This is a genomic window from Variovorax sp. Varisp85, assembly GCF_047304045.1.
Classification (GTDB): Bacteria; Pseudomonadota; Gammaproteobacteria; order Burkholderiales; family Burkholderiaceae_C; genus Variovorax.
Genome location: NZ_JBGLYN010000052.1, coordinates 16650 through 42763, shown reverse-complemented (window position 1 = coordinate 42763; position 26114 = coordinate 16650). Strand labels below are relative to the sequence as shown.

At 67.2% G+C, this 26114-nt stretch carries 16 protein-coding genes; 11 read left to right on the top strand and 5 right to left on the bottom strand.

All coding sequences use genetic code 11. The annotated features are described in order from the left end of the window. The first annotated feature begins 277 nt into the window (after nucleotides 1-277). From ACCC97_RS19825 to rsmA, 3 genes are all read left to right on the top strand, one after another. Complete coding sequence (locus ACCC97_RS19825; protein WP_413334552.1) at nucleotides 278-2857, top strand: LPS-assembly protein LptD; 2580 nt, start codon at nucleotides 278-280, stop codon at nucleotides 2855-2857. Between the two features lie 17 nt (nucleotides 2858-2874). After that, the gene (locus tag ACCC97_RS19820; RefSeq protein ID WP_007834884.1) at nucleotides 2875-4284 is read left to right on the top strand and encodes a peptidylprolyl isomerase; all 1410 of its coding nucleotides are present in this window, start codon (nucleotides 2875-2877) and stop codon (nucleotides 4282-4284) included. A 141-nt stretch (nucleotides 4285-4425) separates the two neighbouring features. Beyond that, on the top strand, nucleotides 4426-5190 hold the full coding sequence (gene rsmA / locus ACCC97_RS19815; RefSeq protein ID WP_007828527.1) for a 16S rRNA (adenine(1518)-N(6)/adenine(1519)-N(6))-dimethyltransferase RsmA: 765 nt from the start codon (nucleotides 4426-4428) through the stop codon (nucleotides 5188-5190). Between the two features lie 133 nt (nucleotides 5191-5323). Here rsmA and ACCC97_RS19810 read toward each other — a convergent pair whose 3' ends face one another. The 4 genes from ACCC97_RS19810 to ACCC97_RS19795 form a co-directional block, all read right to left on the bottom strand. Then, complete coding sequence (locus ACCC97_RS19810; protein ID WP_162130814.1) at nucleotides 5324-5470, bottom strand: hypothetical protein; 147 nt, start codon at nucleotides 5468-5470, stop codon at nucleotides 5324-5326. 77 nt (nucleotides 5471-5547) lie between these two features. After that, on the bottom strand, nucleotides 5548-5973 hold the full coding sequence (locus tag ACCC97_RS19805) for a barstar family protein (RefSeq protein WP_157610139.1): 426 nt from the start codon (nucleotides 5971-5973) through the stop codon (nucleotides 5548-5550). 50 nt (nucleotides 5974-6023) lie between these two features. Further along, on the bottom strand, nucleotides 6024-6437 hold the full coding sequence (locus ACCC97_RS19800; protein ID WP_007828532.1) for a ribonuclease domain-containing protein: 414 nt from the start codon (nucleotides 6435-6437) through the stop codon (nucleotides 6024-6026). Between the two features lie 181 nt (nucleotides 6438-6618). Next, nucleotides 6619-8967, bottom strand: coding sequence for an NADP-dependent malic enzyme (locus ACCC97_RS19795; RefSeq protein ID WP_007828534.1), 2349 nt, complete (start codon nucleotides 8965-8967; stop codon nucleotides 6619-6621). 172 nt (nucleotides 8968-9139) lie between these two features. Here ACCC97_RS19795 and ACCC97_RS19790 point away from each other — a divergent pair, with 172 nt between their 5' ends. The 8 genes from ACCC97_RS19790 to ACCC97_RS19755 all read left to right on the top strand — a co-directional run bounded on the left by ACCC97_RS19790 (nucleotide 9140) and on the right by ACCC97_RS19755 (nucleotide 25551). Continuing rightward, entirely contained in the window at nucleotides 9140-10189 is a 1050-nt protein-coding gene (locus ACCC97_RS19790; RefSeq protein WP_007828536.1) for an SPFH domain-containing protein, read from the top strand. A 153-nt stretch (nucleotides 10190-10342) separates the two neighbouring features. Continuing rightward, entirely contained in the window at nucleotides 10343-11830 is a 1488-nt protein-coding gene (locus tag ACCC97_RS19785; protein WP_007828538.1) for a DUF4178 domain-containing protein, read from the top strand. A 178-nt stretch (nucleotides 11831-12008) separates the two neighbouring features. Continuing rightward, nucleotides 12009-12227 carry a DUF350 domain-containing protein gene (locus ACCC97_RS19780; RefSeq protein ID WP_007828540.1) on the top strand — a complete coding sequence of 73 codons (219 nt, stop codon included), beginning with the start codon at nucleotides 12009-12011 and terminating at the stop codon, nucleotides 12225-12227. Next, nucleotides 12224-13780 carry a polyamine aminopropyltransferase gene (locus ACCC97_RS19775; protein WP_413334549.1) on the top strand — a complete coding sequence of 519 codons (1557 nt, stop codon included), beginning with the start codon at nucleotides 12224-12226 and terminating at the stop codon, nucleotides 13778-13780. The genes ACCC97_RS19780 and ACCC97_RS19775 overlap by 4 nt, the downstream gene beginning before the upstream one ends. A gap of 7 nt (nucleotides 13781-13787) precedes the next feature. Beyond that, a complete protein-coding gene (locus ACCC97_RS19770; RefSeq protein ID WP_413334547.1) occupies nucleotides 13788-15422 on the top strand; it encodes an FAD-dependent oxidoreductase in 1635 nt (544 codons plus the stop codon). A 270-nt stretch (nucleotides 15423-15692) separates the two neighbouring features. Further along, the gene (locus tag ACCC97_RS19765) at nucleotides 15693-21695 is read left to right on the top strand and encodes an alpha-2-macroglobulin family protein (RefSeq protein ID WP_413334545.1); all 6003 of its coding nucleotides are present in this window, start codon (nucleotides 15693-15695) and stop codon (nucleotides 21693-21695) included. Nucleotides 21696-21794: 99 nt separating this feature from the next. Then, nucleotides 21795-24128, top strand: a complete 2334-nt coding sequence (gene pbpC / locus ACCC97_RS19760; protein ID WP_413334543.1) for a penicillin-binding protein 1C — start codon at nucleotides 21795-21797, stop codon at nucleotides 24126-24128. 70 nt (nucleotides 24129-24198) lie between these two features. Continuing rightward, nucleotides 24199-25551: an esterase-like activity of phytase family protein gene (locus ACCC97_RS19755; protein ID WP_007828548.1), complete on the top strand. Its 1353-nt coding sequence runs from the start codon at nucleotides 24199-24201 to the stop codon at nucleotides 25549-25551. A gap of 42 nt (nucleotides 25552-25593) precedes the next feature. On the opposite strand, the gene ACCC97_RS19750 is transcribed toward ACCC97_RS19755, so the two are convergent. Continuing rightward, nucleotides 25594-26001, bottom strand: coding sequence for a tautomerase family protein (locus ACCC97_RS19750; RefSeq protein WP_007828549.1), 408 nt, complete (start codon nucleotides 25999-26001; stop codon nucleotides 25594-25596). Between the last annotated feature and the right edge of the window lie 113 nt (nucleotides 26002-26114).

Sequence of the window (26114 nt, the reverse complement as noted above, 5' to 3'; positions counted from 1 at the left end):
GCTTGGGGCCAATGAGGCCGGGGGCGGGGGTGCTGTCATGGATAATCGATTCTACAAATCCGCCTGGCGCGGCAATCCCCCTTGGCCGGCTTCCGACCGCTGCGGGTTGCTGCCGGCCCCTGCAACCCGCCGGCCTGCCGCGCCGTCTCCCGACGATCCTTCGTTCCGAACCGATGCCTACGACCCAAAGCCCCCACGCTTGGCACCTTGTGCGCTCGCTGCCGCTCTCCCTCGGGGAGTCGGTGGCTTCCCTCGGAACAGCGGGGCGGGTGGCTTGATGCGCCGGCGTGTCGCCCTGCGGCGCTCCACCCCGCCGCTGCCGCTGGCCGTTCTGTCGCTGGCCCTGATGCACGCGCATGGCGCGTCCGCGCAGCAGGCCGGCAACCTCGACGGGCCGCTCACGCTGAAGCGCACGCCGCTGCTGACCGAAACCCTGACGCCCGCGGACCGCAGCCAGATGCCCAGCATCATCACCGGCGACCGCATCTCCGGCCGGCCCGACCTCGAGACCGTGGTCGAAGGCAACGCCACGCTGCGGCGCGGCGCGGTGTCCATCACTGCCGACCGGCTCGAGTACTACCAGCCGGACGACCGCGCCAAGGCCACCGGCAACGTGCGGGTCAACCAGGCCGGCAACGTGTACGAAGGCCCCGAGCTGCAGCTCAAGCTCGAGACCTTCGAGGGTTTCTTCAACAACGTGCGCTACCAGTTCCTCGCGAACGAAGCGCACGGCGAGGCCAAGCGCATCGACTTCGTCGACGCCAACGTGTCGGTGGCCCGCGAAGCCACCTACACCACCTGCCGCCGCGAGGACTTCCCGGGCTGGATGCCGGCCTGGCTGCTCACCGCGACCACGATGACCACGGACACCGAGGAAAACGAGGGCGTGGCCAAGAATGCGCGGCTGAGCTTCATGGGCATCACCACGCCGCCGATTCCGAGCGTGAGCTTCCCGCTGTCGAACGAGCGCAAGAGCGGCCTGCTGCCGCCCACCATCGGCATCGACAACATCAACGGCATCGAGATCGCGCAGCCGTACTACTGGAACATCGCGCCCAACCGCGACGCCACGTTCACGCCGACGGTCATGAGCAAGCGCGGCGTCGATTTCAGCAACGAGTTCCGCTACCTCGAGAAGGGCTACAGCGGAACGATGCGCCTCGACCTGATGGGCAGCGACCGGCTCGTGGGTCAGCGCTACAACGAGCTGCGCGCCAGCCAGCTCCAGCAGCTGGCCAAAGGGGAGATCCAGGCCAAGGACCTGACCCCGGCGCCCGGCAGCACCAAGCGCTGGGGCTTGTGGGCCACGCATCACCAGGACTTCGATGCCAAGGCGCTGGGCCTGGATTCGTTGTCCGCCAATATCGCCATCAACAGGGTGAGCGACAACGACTACTGGCGCGACTTCACGCGCACGCCGTCGCTCACGCAGCGCCAATTGCCCAACGACGCATCGCTCAACTGGAGCAAGGGCGACTGGAGCGGCATGGTCCGCACTCTGAAATACCAGAACCTGCAGTACAACCTGTCACCGATCGTGCCCGCGTACGACCGGCTGCCGCAGGTCACGGCCAACTACAACAAGTACGACTGGCACGGCTTCGACGTGGCGCTCAACCTGGACTACACGCGCTTTCGCGTGAACACGATCCTGGCGGGGCAGCCCGGCTACGACGCCACCCAGCAGTCGCAACCCGACGGCGACCGCGCCTCGGCCGTCGCCTCGATCAGCCGGCCGTTCATCACGCCGAGTTCGTTCGTCATTCCCAAGCTGATGCTGAACGCGGCCTCGTACAACTACTACCTGCCGCAGTCGGACATTCCGAAGCTGACGCTCAACGGGGTCCAGTACGTCAATGGCGTGCCCTACAACGCCAACTCGCTGTATTTCTTCCCGACCTCCAGCAACCGGACGGTTCCGACCTTCAGCCTCGACAGCGGCCTGATCTTCGAGCGCGACGCCAGCTACTTCGGCCGCGCCTTCCGCCAGACGCTGGAGCCGCGCGCGTACTACGTCTACACGCCGTACCGCAACCAGAGCATGCTGCCGAACTACGACTCGGCGGCCAACGACTTCAGCTTCGCGACCATCTACACCGAGAACGCGTTTTCGGGCGGCGACCGCATCTCGGACACCAATGCCCTCACGCTGGGCGTGACCTCGCGCCTGATCGATCCGGCAACCGGCGTCGAGGCCGCACGCTTCGGCATCGCGCAGCGGCTGCGCTTCAGCGACCAGAAGGTCACGCTGCCCGGCGGCACGCCGGTGACCGACCGCAAGAGCGACCTGCTCGTGGGCGCCCAGATCAACTGGACGCCCAAGTGGAGCCTGGATACCGTCGTGCAGTACAACCCCGACACGCGCAAGTCGGAGCGATCGGCCATCAGCGCGCGCTACAACCCCGAGCCGTACCACAACCTGAGCGCGGCCTTCCGCTACCAGGCGCCCAGCACCCCGACCGCGACCGACGGCAACAAATCGATCGACGTGGGCTGGCAATGGCCGATCAACGACCTCTGGGGTGACAAGGGCAAGAACCTCGGCCCCGGCAAGGGCCAGGGCGGCGGCCGCTGGTATGCGGTCGGCCGGCTCAACTACAGCCTGCAGGACAAGAAACTCACGGACGGCGTGCTCGGTTTCGAGTACGACGGCTGTTGCTGGATCGGGCGCGTGGTGCTGCAACGCATCACCACGGGCCAGGTGACGGCGAACACCCGCATCATGTTCCAGCTCGAATTCGTCGGCTTCTCGAGCATCGGCTCCAGCCCCATGCAGGCCCTGCGGCAGAACATCCAGCGCTACGAACCCTTGCGCCAACCGGGCGAGGCGCCGAGCCGCTTCACCAATTACGACTGAGACGACTGAGCGACGCCATGAAATACATCCGTTCCATCATCACCCTGGGCTGCCTCGCGGCAATCGCTGCAAGCTCGGGCGCGCAGGGCTACCGCGCCGGCAGCGGCATCACGGACATCATGCGCGCCGGGCCGCGCCTGGGCCCGCCCGCAGCGCGTGCGCCGGCGGCTGCGCCCGCTGCGGCGCCCGTGCAGCGCTCGGCCGAATACATCGTTGCGCTGGTCAACTCGGAGCCGATCACCAACACCGACGTGCAGACGCGCGTGTCGCGGCTGATCAAGGAGAACCCCGACGCCGAACGCGTCCCCCGCGGCGAGCTCACGCGGCTCGTGCTCGAGCGGCTGATCACGGAACGTGCGCAGCTTCAGCTCGCGAAGGAAGCCGGACTCAAGGTCGACGAAGTGGCCATCGACCAGGCCGAGCAGACCGTGGCGCGCCAGAACGAGATCAGTCTCGTCGAGCTGCGCCGCCGCGTGGCCGACGAGGGCATCGCGCTGCAGGATTTCCGCAACGACCTGCGCGATCAGCTGCTGCTCACGCGCCTGCGCGACCGCGAGGTCGAATCGAAGATCAAGATCAGCGACGCCGAGGCCGACGAATACCTGCGCGACCAGCGCAACCTCGCCGTCAAGAATGCGGCGCTGGAAAACCTCAACCTCGCGCAGGTGCTGGTGGCCGTTCCCGAGAACGCCACCGACGCGCAGGTGGCCGCGGCGCAGAAGAAGGCACAGGACCTCGCACAGCGCGCCCGCTCCGGCGAAGACTTCGCCAAGCTGGTGCGCGAGAACTCCGATTCGCCCGACCGCGCCAATGGCGGCGCCATCGGCATGCGCAGTGCCGACCGCTATCCGTCGCTGTTCGTCGAAGCCACGCAATCGACGGCGGTAAACGGCATCGCCGGGCCGGTGCGCTCCAGCGCCGGCTTCCACGTGCTCAAGGTGCTGGCCAAGGCGCAGATCGGTTCGGGCGACGCGACGGTCACGCAGACTCAGGTGCGCCACATCCTGCTGCTCAACGATCCCAAGCGCACCACGGCGCAGGCGGTGGCACAGCTGGCCGAATTCAAGCGCCGCGTGCAGGCCGGCACCGCCGACTTCGCCGGCCTGGCCCGCGACAACTCGCAGGACGCCAGCGCCAAGGCAGGCGGCGACCTCGGCTGGTCGCGCCCGGGCCAGTTCGTGCCCGAATTCGAGGAAGCCATGGACCGGCTCGCGCCGGGCCAGATCAGCGACCCCGTGGTGTCGCGCTTCGGCGTGCACCTGATCCAGGTGGTCGGCCGCCGCGATGCCAAGCTCAGCCAGTCGGAGCAGCGCGAAGCCGCGCGCGCCGCGCTGCGCGAACAGCGCGTGGACGAAGCCTTCACCACCTGGGTCCAGGAAGTGCGTGCGCGCGCCTACGTCGAATACCGCGATCCGCCCCAGTCTTGATGGCACACCCCCAGGCTGCGCGCACTTCGTGTCGCTTCGCCCACCCCCTTGCAGGGGGCAACACCTGCGGCCCGGCAAAGCCGGTTCCGCGGTGTTCCTGGCGTAACTTCCCTTTTTCCTCGTTGACGGTGGCTTGACGGTATGGCTCAGCACATCGCCAGGAAGCGGTTCGGGCAGCACTTCCTGTCCGACGGGGGGATCATCGATGCGATCGTGAGCGAGATCGCACCGCAGCCCGGCGATCCGATGGTCGAGATCGGCCCGGGGCTCGCGGCGCTGACGCAGCCGCTGGTCGAGCGGCTCGGCCGACTGACGGTCATCGAGCTCGACCGTGACCTGGCCAAGCGCCTGCGCGAGCACCCGCAGCTCGATGTCATCGAATCCGACGTGCTGAAGGTGGACTTCGCCGAACTCGCGGCCAGGGCGTCGAAGCCCCTGCGCGTGGTGGGCAACCTGCCCTACAACATCTCCACGCCGATCCTGTTCCACCTGCTGGGCTATGCCCACCTGGTCGCCGACCAGCACTTCATGCTGCAAAAGGAAGTGATCGACCGCATGGTGGCGAAACCCGCCACCTCGGACTACAGCCGCCTGAGCGTGATGCTGCAGTGGCGCTACGAGATGGAAAACGTGCTGTTCGTGCCGCCCGAGAGCTTCGACCCGCCGCCGCGCGTGGACAGCGCCGTGGTGCGCATGGTGCCGCTGGCCGAACCGCCGGCCGTGGATGCGGCGCGGCTCGGCGAGATCGTGCAGGTGGCTTTCAGTCAGCGCCGCAAGATCCTGCGGCACACGCTGGGCAAATGGCTGGAAACGCACGGCTACACAGGCGAATTCGATGCGCAGCGCCGCGCCGAGGAGGTGCCGGTAGCCGAATACGTCACCCTGGCCCAAGCTGTTCCCCCATGAAAAAGCCCCGCAGAAGCGGGGCTTTTTCAATCCCATGGTGCCGCCGATCCGGCTTTGCCGGTCGGCCAGCACCGCCCCCGGAAGGGGGTAGGCGAAGCGACACGAAGTGCGCGCAGCCTGGGGGGTGAACCGATTACGCGGCGGCGAGCCAGTAGCCAGCGTTGAAAGGGCTGCTCATGCGCAGCGCCAGGGGCGACACGTCGACCAGTTTGTCGGTCGGCATTTTTTCACCGGCCGGCTCGGTGCCGGCGGCGGCCGTTGCGGCGGCGTTGGGGTTCACTTCGATGCCATCGAGGGTTTCAGCGTTCGGCTGAGCCTCGTTCGCCCGTTCTGCTTGGCTGGTAGATGCAGAACGGGCTACAGAAAAGAATAGAAGCACCGGAACGGGACCTTGCGGTCGCCCCAGTAGTCCGAGGCGTCGCGGAAGATGTCGAGCAGCTGCTCGCGCGCTTCCTTGTCGAACTTGGCGTTGGCCGGAATCTGCTCCAGGACGATGACGAAACCAGGCTGTGGGCCCGATTTATGCAACGGGTCCGTCATGCAGTCGTACAGCGCGTCGAAGTTCTTCCCGAAGTGGGCCGGGAACGTGAACTGCTGCGCGATCAGGTCGAGCACGTCCTGCTTGGTCTGGGCGTTGCCCAGGTTGGCGTACAGGAAGTGCTGGCCGGCTGCGTTGGCAGCGTCCTGCAGGTCGCTCACGCGGAACGCGCGGATCGATTGCACGATGTTCGGGCGTACGGCACGAAGGGATAAGGTCATCTCCGCTGGTCTTTCCATAGTCATCATCATTTCTTCGGGGCGCTTCGGGGCGCCGCCCAGGTCGTTTTCATCGCTCATGGCGCAATCCGTCTGAAACTCGCATAGTGATCTGCCGTGTACCAGCAGGCCTCGGGCGCCGTGCGCTGCTCGCCGCCGCAGACGATCCGTTGTGCACCACGATTGCGTGAACCGGGCGTCTGCACCGTGTACTCGCGGTAGTGGCCACGGCGCGCCGGCGGCAAAAGACGCTCGCGATTGCCGAACACGGTGCCGTCCTTGTCATGCCGGAAGGGGCCGCCACTGAGGATGGCCTGGTAGGTTCGCTGGCCTTGCACTGGCAAGTCGGACAGTGCAATTGTTTCCTCGGCGGACGTTTTTCCGGCGCCGAACCATCCGCGGGCCTCGGCCCCCGTCGTCAACGCTGCCAGCATCAGGCTGGTGAGCGCAAACTTTGTGAACGAGGACGTGATCGAGGCGTAAGCCGCCATGGGGCACCACAAGAAAAGAGCGGGGGGTTCGAATCGGCGATCAACGTCGGGGTTAACCCGCAAATTCAAGCCCGCGAGTGTGCACCACGCTGGCGAAAATAGCAAGCGACTGCTCAAAGTTTGAGCAGTCGCAAGGGGAGTGAGTGGTACTTTAAGTTGGCGACCACTCTCGCCAAAGGGCCTATCTTTCGGCGTTTGCGTCAGCCACTGTCAAGGCTGTCATGTTCACGATGCGTCGAACAGTCGCGCTGGCCGTGAGAATGTGCACAGGTTTGGCCGCGCCAAGCAGAACCGGGCCGATCGCGATATTGCCGCCAGCCGCCGTCTTGAGCAGGTTGTACGAAATATTGGCGGCATCGATGTTCGGAAATACCAACAGGTTGGCGTCGCCGGCCAGTGCGCTGTGCGGCATGACGATCGCGCGCTGCTTGCTGTCGAGCGCCACGTCGCCGTGCATTTCGCCATCCACCTCGAGCCAGGGGGCCTGCACGCGCAGCAGTTCGAGCGTCTTGCGCATCTTGATGGCGCTGGGCTCGTTGCTGGTGCCGAAGTTGGAGTGCGACAGCAGCGCCGCCTTCGGCTTCAGGCCGAAGCGCATCATTTCCTCGGCCGCCATCGTCGTGATCTCGGCCAGTTCCTCGGGCGAGGGGTCGTAGTTGACGTGCGTGTCGACCAGGAACACCTGGCGGTCCGGCAGGAGCAGGCCGTTCATGCAGGCGTACACCGGCACGTCCTGCGGCGTGCTTTCGCAGCCGCCAGGACGCTTGCCGATCACCTGGTCGATGTAGTGCAGGTGGATCAGCGTGGTGCCCCAGGTGCCGCAGATCATGCCGTCCACCTCGTCCTTGTGCAGCAGCATCGCGCCGATCAGCGTGAGGCGGCGGCGCATCTCGATCTTGGCGGTCTGCACCGTCTGGCCCTTGCGCTCGGTCATGCGGTGGTAGGTCTGCCAGAAATCGCGGTAGCGGTGGTCCTGCTCGACGTTGACGATGTCGTAGTCGAGCTCTTCCTTCAGGCGCAGGCCGAACTTCTCGATGCGCTGGGCGATGATGGCCGGGCGGCCGATCAGCGTCGGACGCGCAATGCCCTCGTCGACCACGATCTGCGCGGCGCGCAGAACGCGCTCTTCCTCGCCTTCGCAGTACGCCACGCGCTTCTTCGACGCGCGCCGGGCGCTGTCGAAAATCGGCTTCATCGTGGTGCCCGAGGCATAGACGAAGCTCTGCAGCCTGTCGCGGTAGGCGTCCATGTCCTTGATCGGACGCGACGCCACGCCGCTATCCTCGGCCGCCTTGGCCACGGCGGGCGCGATCTTCATCATGAGACGCGGATCGAAGGGCTTCGGAATCAGGTATTCGGGGCCGAAGGACAGCTTTTCACCGACGTAGGCCGCAGCCACGCGCTCGCTCTGCTCGGCCTGTGCCAGGTCGGCAATGGCGTGCACCGCGGCGATTTCCATCTCGTCGGTGATCGTCGTCGCGCCGCAGTCGAGCGCACCGCGGAAGATGTACGGGAAGCACAGGACGTTGTTGACCTGGTTCGGGTAGTCGGTACGGCCGGTGGCCATGATGACGTCGTCGCGCACCGCATGGGCGTCTTCGGGCGCGATCTCGGGATTCGGGTTCGCCAGCGCGAAGATCACCGGGCGCTTGGCCATCCTGGCGACCATCGCGGGCTTCAGTACGCCGCCGGCCGACAGGCCCAGGAACACGTCGGCGCCCTCGATCACCTCGGCGAGCGTGCGCGCGTCGGTCTTCTGCATGTACTGGCGCTTGTCGTCGTCCATCAGCTCGGTGCGGCCTTCGTAGACCACGCCGGCGAGGTCGGTGACAAACACGTTCTCGCGCTTCAGGCCGACCTTCAGCAGCAGGTTCAGGCAGGCCAGCGCCGCGGCGCCCGCGCCCGAAGCGACCAGCTTGACTTCCTCGATCTTCTTGCCCGCCACCTTCAGTCCGTTGACCATGGCGGCAGCCACCGTGATGGCCGTGCCGTGCTGGTCGTCGTGGAACACCGGGATCTTCATGCGCTTGCGCAGCTCGCGCTCGACGTAGAAGCAGTCCGGGGCCTTGATGTCTTCGAGGTTGATGGCGCCGAAGGTCGGCTCCAGCGACGCGATGATGTCGACCAGCTTGGCCGGGTCCTTCTCGTCGATCTCGATGTCGAACACGTCCACGCCGGCAAATTTCTTGAAGAGAACGCCCTTGCCTTCCATCACCGGCTTGGACGCCAGCGGGCCGATGTCGCCCAGGCCCAGCACGGCGGTGCCGTTGCTGATGACGGCCACGAGGTTGCCGCGCGAGGTGTACTTGAACGCGTTGGCCGGGTCCTTGACGATTTCCTCGCAGGGCGCGGCAACGCCGGGCGAATAGGCCAGCGACAGGTCGCGCTGGTTGATCATCTGCTTGGTCGCCGCGATGGCGATCTTGCCGGGCACGGGAAACTCGTGGTACTCGAGGGCTGCACGTCGCAACTCGGCGCGTTTGTCTTCGGGCGTGGGAGTCGATGAGGTCGAGGGGGTCGAATCTGACATGTGCCGTAGCTCCTGGTGGCGCTTCTTCTGGGGGCGCCGATTGTAGACCTCGCTGCGCACCGGCCATACGTCGCATGGCCGGTGGTAGCCATGGCGAAAAGCCGGGTGCGCCGTCAAACCGGTGTGGCAATATGCACGGTTCGGACAAAACCTGAAAAAACGAGGAGCGACCATGGCACTGATGGATTTCATCAAGAAGCAGTTCATCGACATCATCCAGTGGACCGAGACCGGCGACGGCACGCTGGCCTGGCGCTTCCCGATGGCCGAGATGGAAATCCAGAACGGCGCCTCGCTCACCGTTCGCGAATCGCAGGTTGCCGTCTTCGTCAACGAAGGCAAGGTGGCCGACGTGTTCGGCCCCGGCATGTACAAGCTCACGACGCAGACGCTGCCCGTGCTCACGTACCTGAAGAACTGGGACAAGCTCTTCGAGTCCCCCTTCAAGAGCGACGTCTATTTCTTCAGCACCCGCCAGCAGGTCGACCAGAAGTGGGGCACGCCCCAGCCGATCACCATCCGCGACAAGGACTTCGGCGCCGTGCGCCTGCGCGCCTTTGGCAACTACAGCTTCCGCATCGGCGACGCCAAGGCCTTCCACACCGAGATCTCCGGCACGCGCGACATCTATTCGGTGGCCGACCTGGACGGCCAGTTGCGTGGGCTGGTACTGCAGAACATCAGCAACGCCATCGCTTCGAGCGGCGTGCCCTTCCTCGACCTCGCGGCCAACCAGATCCAGTTTGCGCAGGCGCTCGCCGCGCAGCTGGTGCCCGAGTTCGGGAAGATCGGCATCAAGCTCGAGAACATCACGGTGCAGAACGTCTCGCTGCCCGAAGAGCTGCAGAAGATCCTCGACCAGAAGATCGGCATGGGCATGGTCGGCAACGACATGGGCAAGTTCATGCAGTACCAGACCGCGCAGGCCATTCCCAAATTCGCAGAAGGCGCCGCTGGCGGCAGCGGCATCGCGGGCGACGCGATGGGCCTGGGTGCCGGCGTGGCGCTCGGCCAGGTGCTGGCGCAGAACCTCGCGCAGGGCCTGAGCCCGAATGCGGCCGCCCAAGCTGCGGCGACGCAGCAGCAGCCGGCCGTGGCCGTGGTGAGCCCCACCGACGTGATGACCACGCTCGAGAAGCTCGGCGAACTCAAGGCCAAGGGCATCCTCACGCAGGAAGAGTTCGACGCCAAGAAGGTGGAACTCCTCAAAAAGCTCGTCTGACCCCAGTATTGGTCTAACCTCCAGGCTTCGCGCACTTCGTGTCGCTTCTCCTCCCCCCTTGCAGGGGGCAACACCGACGGCCCGGCAAAGCCGGTTCCGTGGTGTTTCCCGCAACTGCATCCGTGGTTACAGCCGTCGATCTCCTGAGCCGCCATGGCTGAGGAAACCGGCAACCAACGCTACTACCGCGCGCCCTGCCCTGGCTGCGGCGCGCCCGTCGAATTCCGCTCGGCGCAGTCGACGCACGCGGTCTGCCCCTACTGCCAGAGCACCGTCGTGCGACAGGGCGACACGCTCGCGCGCACCGGCAAGATGGCCGAGCTGTTCGACGACTTCAGCCCGCTGCAGCTGTTCGCCGCCGGCCGCATCCAGGACAAGCCCTTCACGCTGATCGGCCGGCTGCAGTACACCTACCCCGGCGGCCGCTGGACCGAGTGGATCGCCGCGCTCGACGGCGACCGCACCGGCGTGCTCAGCGAGGACAACGGTGCCTACGTCTTCGCGCTGCCCTTCGACCTGCAGCGCACCGCACCGCCCTGGAACGAACTGCGCGTGGGCGCCACCACCGCCTTCGCGGGCCAGAGCTACGCCGTCACCTCGAACGAGCAGGTTGCGCTGACCTCCGCGCAGGGCGAACTGCCGCACCTGCCCGAGCTCGGCCGTTCCTTCGCGATGGTCGAGCTGCGCAACGACAAGGGCCTGGTCCTCAGCATCGACTACGGCACGCAGCCGCCCGCGAGCTACCTCGGCCGCTCGGTGCAGCTCGAAGACCTGCAGCTCACCGGCCTGCGCGAGGAATCCGCAAAGGACGAAAAGGGCCGCAGCTTCAACTGCCCCAACTGCGGCTCGCCCGTCACCGTCAACCTCGCCGACAGCAAGAGCATCACCTGCCGCTCGTGCAACAGCATCATCGACCTGTCGCAAGGCATCGGCGGCGAGCTCAAGCACGCCACGCAGGACGAGCCCGTGCGCCCGCTCATCGCGCTGGGCAGCATGGGCCAGCTGCAGGGCGCGCAGTGGCAGGTGGTCGGCTTCCAGCACCGCATGGGCAGCGCGCCCGGCGACGACGAGTTGTTCGGCTGGGACGAGTACCTGCTCTACAACAAGAAGCGCGGCTTCAGCTTCCTGGTGGACGCCGAGGACGGCTGGAGCATGGTCAAGCCGACCACCGGCGCGCCCGTGATGGCCGAGAGCGGCAACACCGCCACCTACCTCAACAAGCGCTACCAGCAGCAGTACGCCTACAACGCCGAGACCACCTACGTGGCGGGCGAGTTCTACTGGCAGGTCGAGCGCGGGCAGAAAACCTTCAACCGCGACTTCGCCAGCGGCGGCGCACTGCTGTCGATGGAGCGCTCGGCCAACGAACTCACGTGGTCGTCGGGCAGCAAGCTCGACAGCGGCCTGGTGGCCACCGCCTTCAAGCTCGACGCGCGCAAGGACATGTTCAAGCGCACCGACGCGCTGCCCGTGAGTGCCGCATCCGGCATGGGCTGCGGCACCATCGTCCTCATCGTCGTCGTGATCATCATCGTGCTGATCATCATGAGCACCTGCAGCAGTACCAGCGGCTCCACGGGCGGTTACCGCAGCTCGGGCGGGTCATACGGCGGCTATTCGAGTGGCGGCGGGCACAAATGACCGCCCCCCAGGCTTCGCGCACTTCGTGTCGCTTCGCCTTCCCCCTCACCGGGGGCAACACCTGCAGCCCGGCGAAGCCGGTTCTGCGGTGTTCCCCGACTTGGGGGGCGCCAGTTCTGGCGCGCGTTGTGCGGTGACTGGGTGCAAACTGAATCAACTTTGACTGGAGGTCCTCATCATGGGATTTGAATGGCTGAAACCGGGCGTGGTCCTCGGATCGCTCGTGTATGCGCTGATCGGCGTCCTGGTCTTCTGGCTCTGCTTCCTGATCATCGACAAGATCACGCCGTATGACCTGTGGGGCGAGATCGTCGAGAAGCAGAACGTGGCGCTGGGGCTGGTGGTTGCCGCGATGAGCCTCGGCATCAGCATCATCGTCGCCGCAGCAATCCATTGAGCGACGCGGCCCTGCCCGCGCGCACCCCGGATGCGCGGGGGCCGCAACCCGTGGAGATCGCGCTGCTCGCCAGCGTGTTCGTGGTCGCCGCCTGCGGGCTTGTCTACGAATTGAGCGCGGCCGCGCTGAGCAGCTACCTGCTCGGCGACTCGGTGCTGCAGTTCAGCACCATCATCGGCACCTACCTGTTCGCGATGGGTGTGGGCTCATGGCTCTCACGCTATTTCGAGCGGCAGCTGCCGGCGCACTTCCTTCGCATCGAACTGATGGTGGCGCTGATCGGCGGTGCGCTGCCGGCGATCCTGTTCCTCGCGAATGCGTACGTGCCGAGCGCCTTCCGGCTGCTGCTGTACGGCCTCGTGACGGTCGTGGGCACGCTGGTGGGGCTCGAGATTCCGCTGGTGATGCGCATCCTGAAGCGCAACATCGTGCTCAAGAACCTCGTGTCGCAGGTGCTCACCTTCGACTACCTCGGCGCGCTTGCGGTGTCGGTGGCGTTCCCGCTCGTCCTCGTGCCGCAGCTCGGCATGATCCGCACCGGCCTGCTGTTCGGCTTCATGAACGCGGCCGTGGCGGTGTGGGCGCTGTGGTTGTTCCGGCATGAACTGCGCCGCGTCGGCGCGCATGCGGTCGCGTGCTTTCTCGCGCTGGCCGCGCTGGTCGCGGCCTTCGCCTGGGCCGATCACATCACCACGCTGGCCGAGGACAAGTTCTACCAGGACCGCATCGTCTTCAGTGCCACCTCGCCCTACCAGCGCATCGTCGTCACGCGGGGGCTGCTCGGGCACCGGCTGTTCCTCAACGGCAACCTGCAGTTCGCCGAGCGCGACGAATACCGCTATCACGAGGCGCTCGTGCATCCGGTGATGGCCGCGCAGGGCGCGCCGAAGAAGGTTGCCGTGCTGGGCGGCGGCGATGGCATGGCGGTGCGCGAGATTCTCAAGTACCCCTCGGTCGAGTCGGTCACGCTCGTGGAGCTCGACCCGAACATGACCCAACTCTTCACCGAGCACGAGACCCTGGCCGCGCTCAACGGCCACTCGCTCTCGTCGCCCAAGGTGAAGATCGTCAACACCGACGCCTTCCAGTGGCTGCAGCAGCCCGGGGACACCTTCGACGTCATCGTGGTGGACTTTCCCGATCCGACCAACTTCGCCATCGGCAAGCTCTACACCAACAGCTTCTACGCGCTGCTCGAGAGGCGCCTTTCGGCCAGCGGCTATGCGGTGATCCAGACCACCTCGCCGCTGGTGGCGCGCAAGAGCTACTGGACCGTGGCCACCACCATCGAATCGGTGGGCCTGCGTGCCACGCCGTACCACGCGCATGTGCCGAGCTTCGGCGAATGGGGCTACATCATCGCGAGCCGGCGGCCCTACCGCATGCCCGATGCGCTGCCTTCGGGCCTGCGCTTCCTCTCGCCTTCCACCTTGCCGCTGATGTTCGACTTTCCGCTCGACATGGCGCGCGTGCCGGCCGAAGTGAACCGGCTGTCGAACCAGACCCTTGTCACCACCTACGAGCAGGAGTGGGGCAAGGTGATGGCGCACTAGCTGAGTCATGCAACGGCGCGAATTTCTCGGAATGGCGGCAGGCGCGCTGGCGCTTGCCGGCTGCGAGGCGCCGCCAACGCCCATCGAAGGTGGCTTCACCGGCATCGACATGGCGCGCGGCCACGCGATGCGCGATGGCGCGCTCAAGAGCCAGGCGCCCGCCGTCGTGAAGCGCACGCGCGTGGTGATCGCAGGCGGCGGCGTCGCGGGCCTTGCGGCTGCACGCGCCCTGCGGCTCTCGGGCATCGACGACTTCACGCTGCTCGAGCTCGAGGACACCGCCGGCGGCAACGCACGCGGCGGCGTGGTCAACGGCATCGCCTGCCCGCTCGGTGCGCACTACCTGCCCGTGCCGGGCGACGACGCGCGCGAAGTGCAGGACCTGCTCGAGGAACTCGGCCTGCGCCGCCGCGTGGCGGGCCGCTGGGAATACGACGAGGCCACGCTCTGCCACAGCCCGCAGGAGCGCCTGTTCTTCCGCGGCGAGTGGCAGGACGGCCTGTTGCCCATGCACGGCGTGGGCGAAGGCTCGCTCGCGCAGTACCGCAAGTTCGCGCAGCGCATCGATGCGCTGCAGCACGCGGCGCATTTTGCGATTCCCACGCTCAAGGTCGCCGTCACGCCCGAGCTGCTGGCGCTCGACGCCATCACCTTCGCGGGCTGGCTCGACAGCGAAGGATTCAGCGACGCGCAGCTGCGCTGGTATCTCGACTACTGCTGCCGCGACGACTACGGCGCAGGCATCGAACACGTCTCGGCCTGGGCCGGCATCCATTACTTCGCGAGCCGCCACGGCTTCCATGCGCCCGGCGATCCCACCGGCAGCGTCAACGATTCGAGCCCCGAGCGCGACGGCATCCTCACCTGGCCCGAAGGCAACGGCTGGCTCACGAAGCAGCTGGCCAGGCCGCTCGGCGACCGGCTGCGTACCGGCCAGGCCGTCACGCGCATCGCCGAGGTGCGCGACGGCGTCGAGGTCGACGCGTGGGATGCGGCCACGAAATCGCTCGTGCGCTGGCAGGCCCAGCGCTGCATCGTCGCGCTGCCCGTGTTCATCGCCGCGCGCGTGGTCGAGAACCCGCCGGCCGTGCTGAAGAACGCCGCGGCCCACGTGCGCTACGCGCCCTGGCTCGTGGCCAACATCCACCTGCGCGGCCCGCTGGCCGACCGCCATGGCGCGGCGCCGAGCTGGGACAACGTGATCCACGGCACGCGCGGCCTCGGCTACGTCGACGCGCGGCACCAGTCGCTCGACCCCACGCCGCGCGGCACCGTCCTCAGCTGGTACCGCCCCCTGGGGCCGAGCGGCTACGACGCGACGGACGGTCGCAAGCTGCTGTTCGATCGGCCGTGGAGCGGCTGGCGCGACGACCTGCTCGCAGAGCTGTCGGTGCCGCACCCCGACCTGCCTTCGCTCGCCGCGCGCATCGACGTCACGCGCTATGGGCACGCCATGTCCATCCCCAAACCGGGGCTGCTGGCGCAGATCGGCTCGCAGCGCACGGCACAGGACGCGGCGCACCGCGGCAGCGTCGTCGCGGGACGCCTGTCGTTCGCGCATGCCGACTGGTCGGGCTACTCGATCTTCGAGGAGGCGTTCACGCGTGGGCACCTCGCGGGAACGGGCGCGGCGGCGGCATGAGGCGTCCGAGGTGCAGTCACGCCGACGGGGTGCTCTGCGCAGCGAAATAAAGGAGGAGGCCGCAGGCCGGTGGACATTCGCGGACGGGGCACCCGGTGTCCTTCGCACTCACCCTGAAAAAACACCCAGCAAAGCAAACGCACCATGAATCCTTGAATTGGCCCCGGCGCAGCCCCGTGCAGTTTTCACGCGGACTTCACACACGGCGCCATTGCTTCACAGACGGTCGGCAAACTCGCGAACGCCAACAAAAACATCGGGGGAGCTTCCATGCTTCAAGTCGCCAACAGAAAACTCGCGTCGCTCAGCGACGTGCTCTTCACCGGGCTGGGCCGCGTGCTCGGCTTCCTGCGTCCGCTGGCCCGCGGGCTCATCGGTTCCTGGCGGCCGCCGGGCTGGCTGCGCATTGCCGGCGCCTTCGTGCTGCTCGGATTGCAGTGGCTGCAGCAGCGGTTGGCGTGGCTGGTGCTGCTTCTCCTATTGGTGCTGGCCGGTTGGATGGCGAGCCCCCATGTGTTGAAGTGGTGGCACGGCCTCACGCCCGACCGCGTCGAGCCCGTCGTCGCCACCGCGAAGACCGAGCCGCCGCAGCGCACCCAGATCGAGCTCGACAAGGGGCCGAACCCCTTCGTCATGAACTTCTCCGCCTCGGTCGCGCCCATTGCGCGCGTCGGCCAGGAGGCCACCGGCGTCACCATCGAGCCCGCCATTGCCGGCCGCTGGAGCTGGACCAAACAGAACCGCCTCGAATTCCTGCCCGTGCAGGACTGGCCCATCGGCCAGCCCTACAAGGTGCAGATCGCCGGCAACGCGCTCGCGCCGCACATCGAGATGGCGCAGCGCAAGTACGAGTTCACCTCGCCCGAATTCACAGCCCAGATCGCCAGCGCCGAGTTCTACCAGGACCCGGTGCAGGCCAACGTACGCCGCGCGCTTTTCCAGGTGCGCTTCTCGCACCCCGTCAACACGGCCGAGTTCGAAAAGCGCCTGGTGCTGACCTACGACCAGCCCTGCAGCAGCTCGATCTTCAGCGTCGGCAAGTGCGCGAGCGAGAAGTTCACGGTCAGCTACGACAGGTTGCGCCTCAATGCCACCCTGCAGTCGGAGCCGCTGCCGATTCCCGAGAAGACGCGTCCAGCGATTCTCAGCCTCACGGCTGGCACGGTCGCGCAGAAGGGCGGTCCCGCGCTGCGCAACGACCAGTCCCGCGCGGTCGACATCCCCGGCCTCTTCAGCCTGGCCATCGCCGGCATCGAGCCCACCATCGTCACCGGCGAGAACGGCGAACCCGAGCACGTGATGCACGTCACCGCCTCGATGCCGGTGCACGAACGCGAAATGGCGCGCGTGCTGCAGGCTTGGCTGCTGCCGGCCACGGAAGAAGCCAAGGGCGATCCCGACGACAAGTTCGACTGGTCGGCCGAGCCCGCGAAGATCACCGACGCCGTGCTGCGCCGCGCGAAGAAGATCAGCCTGCAGCCCATCGCCAGCGAGCGCGAAGTGACCGAGATGGTCAGCTTCCGCATGCCGCAGGCCGAGGGCGGGCGCTACCTGCTGGTGCGCGTGGCCAAGGGCCTGAAGACGCCCGGCGGCTACCAGCTCGGCGCGGCGCGCCAGGACGTGCTGCTGCTCAAGACCTTCGCGCCCGAGCTCACCATCATGAGCCAGGGCTCGCTGCTCGCGCTGTCGGGCGAGCGCAAGCTGCCGATCCTGGTGCGCGACCTGCCCGGCATCCGCCTCGAAATCGGCCGCCTGCTGCCGCAGCAGCTGCAGCACCTGGTGACGCAGACCAATGGTGATTTCGCGCATCCGCAGTTCTACGGCGGCCTGCAGTCGGACAACCTCGTCGACCGCTTCCAGAAGGAGATCCCGCTCAGCATCCCCGCCGGCAAGGCGCACTACGAGACCGTCGACTTCGCCGAGTACCTGCGCAGCGACGCGTCCGACCGGCGCGGCGTGTTCCTGCTCAAGGTACAGGGCTACGACCCCAAGGCCAAGAAGAAGCCCGAAGGCGATGCGCAAGCCCAACCCGAGGACGAACAGCAGCAGTCCCCGGACGAGGAAGAAGGCAACGGCGAGGGCGGCAACCCCGAGCAGCAGCTCGACCAGCGCCTCGTGCTCGTCACCGACCTGGGCATCGTCGCCAAGAAGTCGCTCGACGGTACGCGCGACGTGTTCGTGCAGAGCATTGCCAACGGACAGCCCGTGGCCGGTGCACTGGTCGAAGTGTGGGGCCGCAACGGCATGATCGTGGCGTCGCAGGCCACCGACGCGACGGGCGCGGCCAAGCTGCCCAACCTCGCCGGCTACCAGCGCGAGAAGGCACCGGTGGTGCTGGTCGTGCGCAAGGACGGCGACCTGAGCTTCCTGCCCTTCAACCGCAGCGACCGCACGCTGGACATCTCGCGCTTCGACGTCGGCGGCCTGCGCGCGGCCGGCGTGCCGAACCAGATGACGGCCTACGTCTTCAGCGATCGCGGCATCTACCGCCCGGGCGACACGATGCACATCGCGATGATGGTGAAGGCCGGCAACTGGGCCACCTCGCTGCGCGACCTGCCGCTCGAAGCCGAGATCATCGACGCGCGCGGCCTCAGCGTGCGCCGCGAGAAGCTCAAGCTCGGCCCCGGCGGCGCCGCGGAAATCGCCCACACCACGCAGGACAGCTCGCCGACCGGCAACTACACCGTCAACCTCTACCTGCCGCGCGAATCGTCGCCCGGCACGCCCGAGGTCGAAGGCCTGCTGATCGGCAGCACCACCGTGAAGGTGCAGGAGTTCCTGCCCGACCGCACCAAGGTCACGGCCAAGCTCAGCAGCGAAGTGGCCGAAGGCTGGGTCAAGCCCAAGGACCTGAAGGCGCTGATCGACGTGCAGAACCTCTTCGGCACGCCCGCGCCCGACCGCAAGGTGGAAGGCACGCTCACGCTGAGCCCCGGCTTCCCGGTGTTCCGCGCGTTCACCGACTACGCCTTCTTCGATCCGCAGCGCGCTGCCGACAGGCAGGCCGACGATCTGGGCAGCGTGCAGACCAGCGCCGACGGCAAGGCCGAATTCGACCTGCGCCTGTCGCGCTTCGACGCCGCCACCTACCAGGTGCACGTGCTGGCCAAGGCCTTCGAGCCCGAGGGTGGGCGCAGCGTGTCGGCCGAGGCGCAGACGCTGGTGAGCGACATGCCCTACCTTGTCGGCGTGAAGGTCGACGGCGACGTCGGCTACGTGAGCAAGGGCGCCGCTCGCAGTGCCACCGTGATCGCGATCGACCCGCAGGCCAGGAAGACAGCCGTGCCCGGCCTGAAGATCGAACGCGTCGAACGCAAGGTGCTGTCGGTGCTCATCAAGCAGGACAGCGGCCTGTACCGCTACGAGTCGCGCCGCAAGGAGATCGTGCTCGACGAGAAGCCCTTCGCCATCGTTGCCGCCGGCAACACCGTGGCGCTGGACACCGGCGCCCCCGGCAACTTCGCCTACGTGGTGCGCAACGCCGACGGGCTGGAGCTCAACCGCGTGGAATACAGCGTGGCCGGCAACGCCAACGTCTCGCGCTCGCTCGACCGCAATGCCGAACTGCAGCTCACGCTCGACCGCAAGGACTACGAGCCCGGGCAGGAGATCGCGGTGAGCATCCGCGCGCCCTACGTGGGCGCCGGCCTCATCACCATCGAGCGCGACAAGGTTTACGCCCATGCATGGTTCAAGACCGACAAGACCGCCTCGGTGCAGAAGATCGTGCTGCCCAAGGACTTCGAGGGCACCGGCTACATCAACGTGCACTTCGTGCGCGACCCGGCCTCGGACGAGGTCTACATGAGCCCGCTGTCGTACGGCGTCGTGCCCTTCGCCACCGCGCTGACCAAGCGCACCGCCAACCTGCAGCTCACCAGCAGCGAACTGGTGAAGCCGGGCCAGACCGTGAAGATGAAGCTCACCAGCGACAAGCCCACGCGCGCCGTGGTCTTCGCGGTGGACGAGGGCATCCTGCAGGTGGCGCGCTACAAGACGCCCGATCCGCTCAAGCACTTCTTCCAGAAGCGCGCGCTCGAAGTCGGCACGCTGCAGACGCTCGACCTGATCCTGCCGGAGTTCAAGAAGCTCATGCAGGGCGCCGCGCCCGGCGGTGACGGCGAAGGCGAACTCGGCAAGCACCTGAACCCGTTCAAGCGCAAGCGCGACAAGCCGGTGGCCTTCTGGTCGGGGCTGGTGGATGTGAACGGCAGCCGCGAGTTCAGCTACGCCGTGCCCGAGAGCTTCAACGGCAGCCTGCGCGTGATGGCCGTCGCGGTGAACGACGAGACCACCGCCGCCAAGAGCACCCGCACCGTGGTGCGCGGCGACATGGTGATCCTGCCCAACGCGCCGCTCGCCATGGCGCCCGGTGACACGGTCGAAGTGGGCGTGGGCCTCGCGAACAACATCGTGGGCTCGGGCAAGGAAGTGCCCATCGCGCTCACGCTCACCGCCTCCGGCGGGCTCGAAGTGGTGGGCGATGCCACACAGACGCTCAAGGTCAACGAGCGCGGCGAGGCGAGCACGAAGTTCAGCGTGCGCGCCAAGCCGGGCGAGCAGGCCGTGCTGGGTTCTTCGGCGCTGGTGTTCACGTCGACGCACAAGAACTTCAACGCGCGCCTGTCGACCGAAGTGAGCGTGCGGCCTGCATCGCCCTTCGTCACGCTGGTGCAGGCCGGCAGCTTCCAGCGCGCGGGAGAAATCTCGAGCCAGGCCGATCTGTACCCGAACTTCCGCCAGAGCGACGTGGCCGTGTCGGCCGCGCCGTGGTCCTTTGCCACCGGCCTCATGCAGTACCTGGAGGCCTACCCGCACGGCTGCACCGAGCAGATCACGAGCCAGACCTTCCCGGCAGTGCTGCTCTCGGGCCGTCCCGAGCTGGTGAAGGAAATGGCGCGCGGGCGCACGGCCGAGCAGGGTCCGCTGCCCGAGGCGCGCAAGACCTTCGAGCGCTACCTCGTGCAGCTGCGCGCACGGCAGACGGCCGACGGCGGCTTCTCGCTGTGGCCCGGTGCGGGCACCGACGCCTTCGCCACGCTGTACGCCGTGCACCTGCTGGTCGAGGCCAAGGACCACAAGCTGCCCGTGCCGCAAGACCTGCTGCAGAAGGCCAATGCCTACTTGCAGGGCTGGCTCGGCAGCGGCGACGCATCGCTCGACGGCTGGCGCCAGCGCACGCAGGCGGCCTACCTGCTGACGCGCCAGGGCATCATCGCGCCGGCCGCACTGGCCAACCTGCGCGAAGCATGGCGCAGCAAGCAGACGCAGGGCTGGAGCGACGACCTCGGCGCCGTCTACCTTGCCGCGAGCTACCAGCTCGTGAAGCAGGAGCAGGTGGCCAACGAGCTGCTCAACCCGGTGTGGGCCGACCTGCTCGCGCGCACCGAGAAGAAGCAGCGCCGCAACGTCTGGGGCACCTACTACGACCCGCTGGTGCACGACAGCATGACGCTGCACCTCGTGGGCCGCCACTTCCCGTCGCGCCTGAAGACGCTGAAGCCCGCAGTATGGGAAGGCATGGGCGCGATGGTGCGCGACGGCTGGTACAACAGCCTGTCGTCGGCCTCGATGCTGCTCGCGGTCGACTCGTACTTCGAGGCCGTGGGACAGAACGTGGAAGGCAAGCTCACGGCGAGCACTGTCAATGCGCAGGGCCAGGCCGCCGCACTCGCGCTGGGCGCGGTCAACCCGATCACGCGCGCCGCGGTGCCGGCCGGCACCGCCAAGCTGAAGCTGTCGAACGACAGCGACTTCAACCTGTACTACAGCTGGGCCGAACAGGGCTTCGAGCGCAACGTGCCCGCCACCGCGGTGAACAAGGGCCTCGAGATCTTCCACGAAGTGCTCGATGCCAAGGGCAACCCGATCGCCAAGGCGAAGCTCGGCGAGGAGGTCACGGTGCGGGTGCGCGTGCGCAGCCTGGAGCGGGCGAACATCAACGACGTGGCGCTGGTCGACGTGCTGCCCGGCGGGCTGGAGCCGGTGCTGCAGGCCGTGGGCGACGACGACGATGCGAATGCCGACGCGCCGATCTGGAAGAAGCGCCTCGGTGGCGGCGGCTCGTGGAAGGTGCAGTACGCGGACATCCGCGAAGACCGCGTCGTGTTCTACGGCAGCGTCAACAAGGACCTGCTCGAAGTGACCTACAAGGCGCGCGCCACCAACGTGGGCGACTACGTGGTGCCGGCCGCGTACGGCGAGGCGATGTACGACCGGCGCGTGTTCTCGCGCTCGGCCGGTGCGCGCTTCCAGGTGGTGGCGAATTGATCGTGACGCGCTCTTGCCTTGTCCCCTCTCCCGCGTGCGGGAGAGGGTTAGGGTGAGGGTGCGGCGCTTCCTATGACCTCCGCGCTCGATCCATCGCCGATGCCCTCACCCCAGCCCTCTCCCGCAAGCGGGAGAGGGAGGAAGGCCGTCATCGCCCTTGCGGTCTTCGTCGTGCTGCTTGTCCTTCTTCGCCTGTGGCCCCACGCCCCGCTGAGCGAAACCGTCGGCAGCTCGCGCGCCGTCTATGCGCAAGGCGGCGAGCTGATGCGGCTCACGCTCGCGGCCGACGAACAGTACCGGCTCTGGGTGCCGCTGGAGCGCATCTCGCCCACGCTGGTCGATGCGGTGCTGCTGTACGAAGACCGGCGCTTCTACACGCACCCCGGCGTCAACCCTGCCGCGCTGGCGCGAAGCGCGTGGCGCATCGCCAGCGGCGAGCGCCGCCAGGGCGGCTCCACGCTCACCATGCAGCTCGCGCGCCGCGTGTACGGTATCGACAGCCGCACGCCCACCGGCAAGGTCGCGCAGATCTTCGCCGCGCTGTGGCTGGAGGCGCGCTTCAGCAAGCACGACATCCTCGAGGCCTACCTCAACACCGCCCCCTATGGCGGCAACATCGAAGGCGTGCAGGCGGCGAGCCTCATCTACTTCCGCAAGGACGCCGCCAAGCTCAGCCTGCCCGAGGCGCTGACGCTCGCGGTGATTCCGCAGAACCCCGTCAAGCGCATCGCCGAGCGCGGCCGCAACGCCGAGCTGCAATCGGCGCGCGAACGCCTGTGGGCGCTGTGGGCCGAGCGCGATCCGGCGGCGAAGCAGCACGCGCCCGACGCGCAGCTCGCGCTCTCGGCACAGTCGCGCGGCAGCCTGCCTTTTCTGGCACCGCACGCCACCGACATGCTGCTCGCGCAGGAGCGTGGCGTGCAGGAAGTGCGCACCACCATCGACCTGCGCATGCAGGCCACGCTCGAACGCGTGATGGGCCAGTACCTGCGCGCGCATGCCGACGTGGGCATGAACAACGCGAGCGCGCTGCTGCTCGATGCGTCGACGATGCAGGTGCGCGCGATGATCGGCTCGGCCGACTTCCGCAACGACGCCATCTCGGGGCAAGTCAACGGCGTTCTGGCCAAGCGCTCGCCGGGCTCCACCCTCAAACCCTTCATCTACGCGCTGGCGCTCGACCAGGGGCTGTTGCATCCGAAGACCATGCTGAAGGACGCGCCCACCTCCTTCGGCCCCTACACGCCTGAGAACTTCGACCACCGCTTCGCCGGGCCGCTGCCCGCGCAGGAGGCACTGATCCGCAGCCGCAACGTGCCCGCGGTGGCCGTGGCAGCGAAGCTCTCGAAGCCGGGGCTCTACGACTTCATGCGCCTGGCCGGCGTGCAGAAGCTGCAGGGCGAATCGCACTACGGCCTCGCGCTGGTGCTCGGCGGCGGCGAGGTCACGCCCGAGGAGCTGGCTGGCATGTATGCGACGCTGGCCAACGGCGGCATCTCGCAGCCGATCCGCTACACGCAGCCCGCGCCCGGCGAGCGGCCCGTGCAGCCGCTGCGCTTGCTGAGCGAGGAAGCGTCGTTCATCACGCTCGACATGCTGCGCCACACGCCGCGCCCCGACACCACGCTGCCCGCACGCCCGGCCATCGCGTGGAAGACGGGCACGTCCTGGGGCTTTCGCGACGCGTGGACGGCCGGCGTGTTCGGCCGTCACGTGCTGGTGGTGTGGGTCGGCAATTTCGACGGCACCAGCAATCCCGCGCTGGTGGGCGTCGACGCCGCCGCGCCGCTGTTCCTGCGCATGGTCGATGCGCTGCGCGCCGAGCGGCTCGACCCGGGCGAAATCGCATCGCGCCAGCCGGCGGACCTGCGCCAGATCGAGGTCTGCGCCGCGACGGGCGGCCTGCCCGATGCGATGTGCCCGGTGCGCACCATGACATGGTTCATCGCCGGCAAGTCGCCGATCCAGGTCAGCAACCTGCACCGCGCAGTGTGGGTCGACGAAACGACCGGCAAGGTGGTCTGCGGCCCGCAGCCCAATGCGCGCCAGCAGGTGGTGGAGCAATGGGGCAGCGACATGCGCCGCCTGTTCCGCCAGGCCGGACTGCCACGCGCGAGCGCGCCGGCGGACGGCTGCGAGAAGGATGGCGATGCGCCGGAAAGCGCGCCGCTCATCACGTCGCCCTTGCGCGGCGTGCGCCACACGCTGCGCGTGAAAAAGCCCGAGCCGCTGGTGCTGCGCGCCGAGGCTGCCGCGGGCACGCAGGCCATCTACTGGTTTGCCGACGACGCGCTCATCGGCCGCGCCGCGCCCGGCGAAGGCATCACCTGGATGCCCGATCTCTCCGTATCGGGGCGGCGCTATGTGCTGCGCGCGGTCGACGACCAGGGCCGCGCGGAGTCGCGCGAAGTGACGGTGGACGTCGCTCCTTGAAAGGATGTCATGGCCGCGTCATGCCGCCTCGGCATGGTCACGCGTTTTGAACTCGAACGCCTTCCTTTCCATGACGCGCATCGCCTCCCTGTCTTTCATCGCTCTTGCCGCTGCACTCGCGTGCGGCGGCGCGACGGCCCAGACCGCCTTCCCCTCCACGCTCGCCGGCCACGCCGTCCTGCCCGCGCAGAGCTTCGTCGCTGCGCCCAAGGACGCGCCGGCCGACCTGCAGGCCAGCGGCAAGTTCACGACCGGCAAGCGCGTCGAGGCGATCGGCTCGGTCGAAGGCCTGTCGGCCGGCCGCGGCACCGGCGTGTCGCTGCCCTTCAAAGGCCAGCCGCTGCAGGGCCACTCGGGCATCAAGAAGATGGACGACGGCAGCTTCTGGATCCTCACCGACAACGGTGCCGGTACCAAGGCCAACTCGCCCGACTTCATGCTCTACCTGAACCACTACAAGGTGGACTTCAAGAGCGGCAAGTTCAACCGCCTGAACACCATCTTCCTGCATGACCCGGACAAGAAGGTGCCCTTCCGCATCGTCCACGAAGGCACCAAGCAGCGCTACCTGACGGGCGCCGACTTCGACCCCGAGAGCTTCCAGTTCGCCGGCGGCGCGCTGTGGATCGGCGAGGAGTTCGGACCCTTCCTGATCAAGGCCGACCTCAAGGGCAAGGTGCTCGCCGTGCACGACACGCTGGTCGACGGCAAGGCCGTGCGCTCGCCCGATCACCCCGCAGTGACCACGCCAGGCATGCCCGGCGGCGCGGTCGATTTCCAGATCAAGCGCTCCAAGGGCTTCGAGGGCATGGCCTCGTCGAAGGACGCAAGCAAGCTCTACGCGCTGCTCGAAGGCCCGGTGTGGAACGCCGAGGCCAAGGACTACGAACGCGTCGACGGCAAGGAAGCGCTGCGCGTGCTGGAGTTCGATGTGGCCGCCGAGAAGTGGACGGGCCGCCACTGGAAATACGTGCTCGAAGCCAATGGCAACGCCATCGGCGACTTCAACATGATCGACGCAACCACCGGCTTGATCATCGAACGAGACAACGGCGAAGGCACGAGCGACAAGGCTTGCCCCGAAGGCCAGAAGCGCACCGACTGCTTCCACGACATCGCGAAGTTCAAGCGCGTCTACAAGGTCGAGCTGAACGACGCGAACGCGGGTGGCCCGGTGCGCAAGATCGGCTACATCGACCTGCTGAACATCGCCGACCCCGACAAGCTCGCACGCAAGCCGCTGAACGACGGCGTGCTGAAGTTTCCCTTCTTCACCATCGAGAACGTCGACGTGGTGGACGCCACGCACATCGTGGTCGGCAACGACAACAACCTGCCGTTCTCGAGCAGCCGCGAGCCGAACAAGGCGGACGACAACGAGCTGGTGCTGCTGGAAGCGGGCGCGTTGCTGCAGGCGAAGTAAGCGGCGCCTGCCGCGAGGGCATCGGCACCGCCTTGCTGTCTTTCAGGTGTCCGTGCCGCGCTGCTGCACCAAGGTCATCGCGAACTGGCCGTTGCCGACCGACCAGTCCGAGTAATCATTTTCGTGAGTGAAGATGAAAACGTCGGCTGGTGCGATGCCAGCCTGGTGTTCCAGGTTGTGCGCGATCTGGCCATAAAGTGTCCGTTTCATCGCATCGCTGCGCCCCCGGCGCATGGTGATCTCGACCACGATCACGCGATCGGAACGTGCCACGCCATTGAACCTGCGATCGAAAAAGAAATGGTCGGCCCTGTACGGGTTCACCAGGTTGAACAGCTCGTCCTCCGGCATCCCGATACTGCCGACCAGTGCGTCGTGGATGCCTCGCACGATGGCCTGGCATTGGGCGGGAGGCGTGTCTTCAGGGACGGCGGTGCGAATGAAAGGCATGGTGACGGACTCCAGCAAAAGCGATGCATGCCGCCGGACGATTCCGGACAGGTCATGCGCCGTTTGTAGGCGCCGCAAAGCAAAAAACGAACCGATGAATTTGCCGGTGCTAT

Excerpts from the sequence above, each read along its gene's own strand:
- ACCC97_RS19765 (WP_413334545.1), top strand. The coding sequence starts at position 15,693 with ATGCTTCAAGTCGCCAACAGAAAACTCGCGTCGCTCAGCGACGTGCTC.
- ACCC97_RS19770 (WP_413334547.1), top strand. The coding sequence starts at position 13,788 with ATGCAACGGCGCGAATTTCTCGGAATGGCGGCAGGCGCGCTGGCGCTT.
- ACCC97_RS19825 (WP_413334552.1), top strand. The coding sequence starts at position 278 with ATGCGCCGGCGTGTCGCCCTGCGGCGCTCCACCCCGCCGCTGCCGCTG.
- ACCC97_RS19750 (WP_007828549.1), bottom strand. The coding sequence starts at position 26,001 with ATGCCTTTCATTCGCACCGCCGTCCCTGAAGACACGCCTCCCGCCCAA.
- ACCC97_RS19785 (WP_007828538.1), top strand. The coding sequence starts at position 10,343 with ATGGCTGAGGAAACCGGCAACCAACGCTACTACCGCGCGCCCTGCCCT.
- pbpC (WP_413334543.1), top strand. The coding sequence starts at position 21,795 with ATGCCCTCACCCCAGCCCTCTCCCGCAAGCGGGAGAGGGAGGAAGGCC.
- ACCC97_RS19805 (WP_157610139.1), bottom strand. The coding sequence starts at position 5,973 with ATGACTATGGAAAGACCAGCGGAGATGACCTTATCCCTTCGTGCCGTA.
- ACCC97_RS19800 (WP_007828532.1), bottom strand. The coding sequence starts at position 6,437 with ATGGCGGCTTACGCCTCGATCACGTCCTCGTTCACAAAGTTTGCGCTC.
- ACCC97_RS19795 (WP_007828534.1), bottom strand. The coding sequence starts at position 8,967 with ATGTCAGATTCGACCCCCTCGACCTCATCGACTCCCACGCCCGAAGAC.
- ACCC97_RS19755 (WP_007828548.1), top strand. The coding sequence starts at position 24,199 with ATGACGCGCATCGCCTCCCTGTCTTTCATCGCTCTTGCCGCTGCACTC.
- ACCC97_RS19780 (WP_007828540.1), top strand. The coding sequence starts at position 12,009 with ATGGGATTTGAATGGCTGAAACCGGGCGTGGTCCTCGGATCGCTCGTG.
- ACCC97_RS19820 (WP_007834884.1), top strand. The coding sequence starts at position 2,875 with ATGAAATACATCCGTTCCATCATCACCCTGGGCTGCCTCGCGGCAATC.
- rsmA (WP_007828527.1), top strand. The coding sequence starts at position 4,426 with ATGGCTCAGCACATCGCCAGGAAGCGGTTCGGGCAGCACTTCCTGTCC.
- ACCC97_RS19790 (WP_007828536.1), top strand. The coding sequence starts at position 9,140 with ATGGCACTGATGGATTTCATCAAGAAGCAGTTCATCGACATCATCCAG.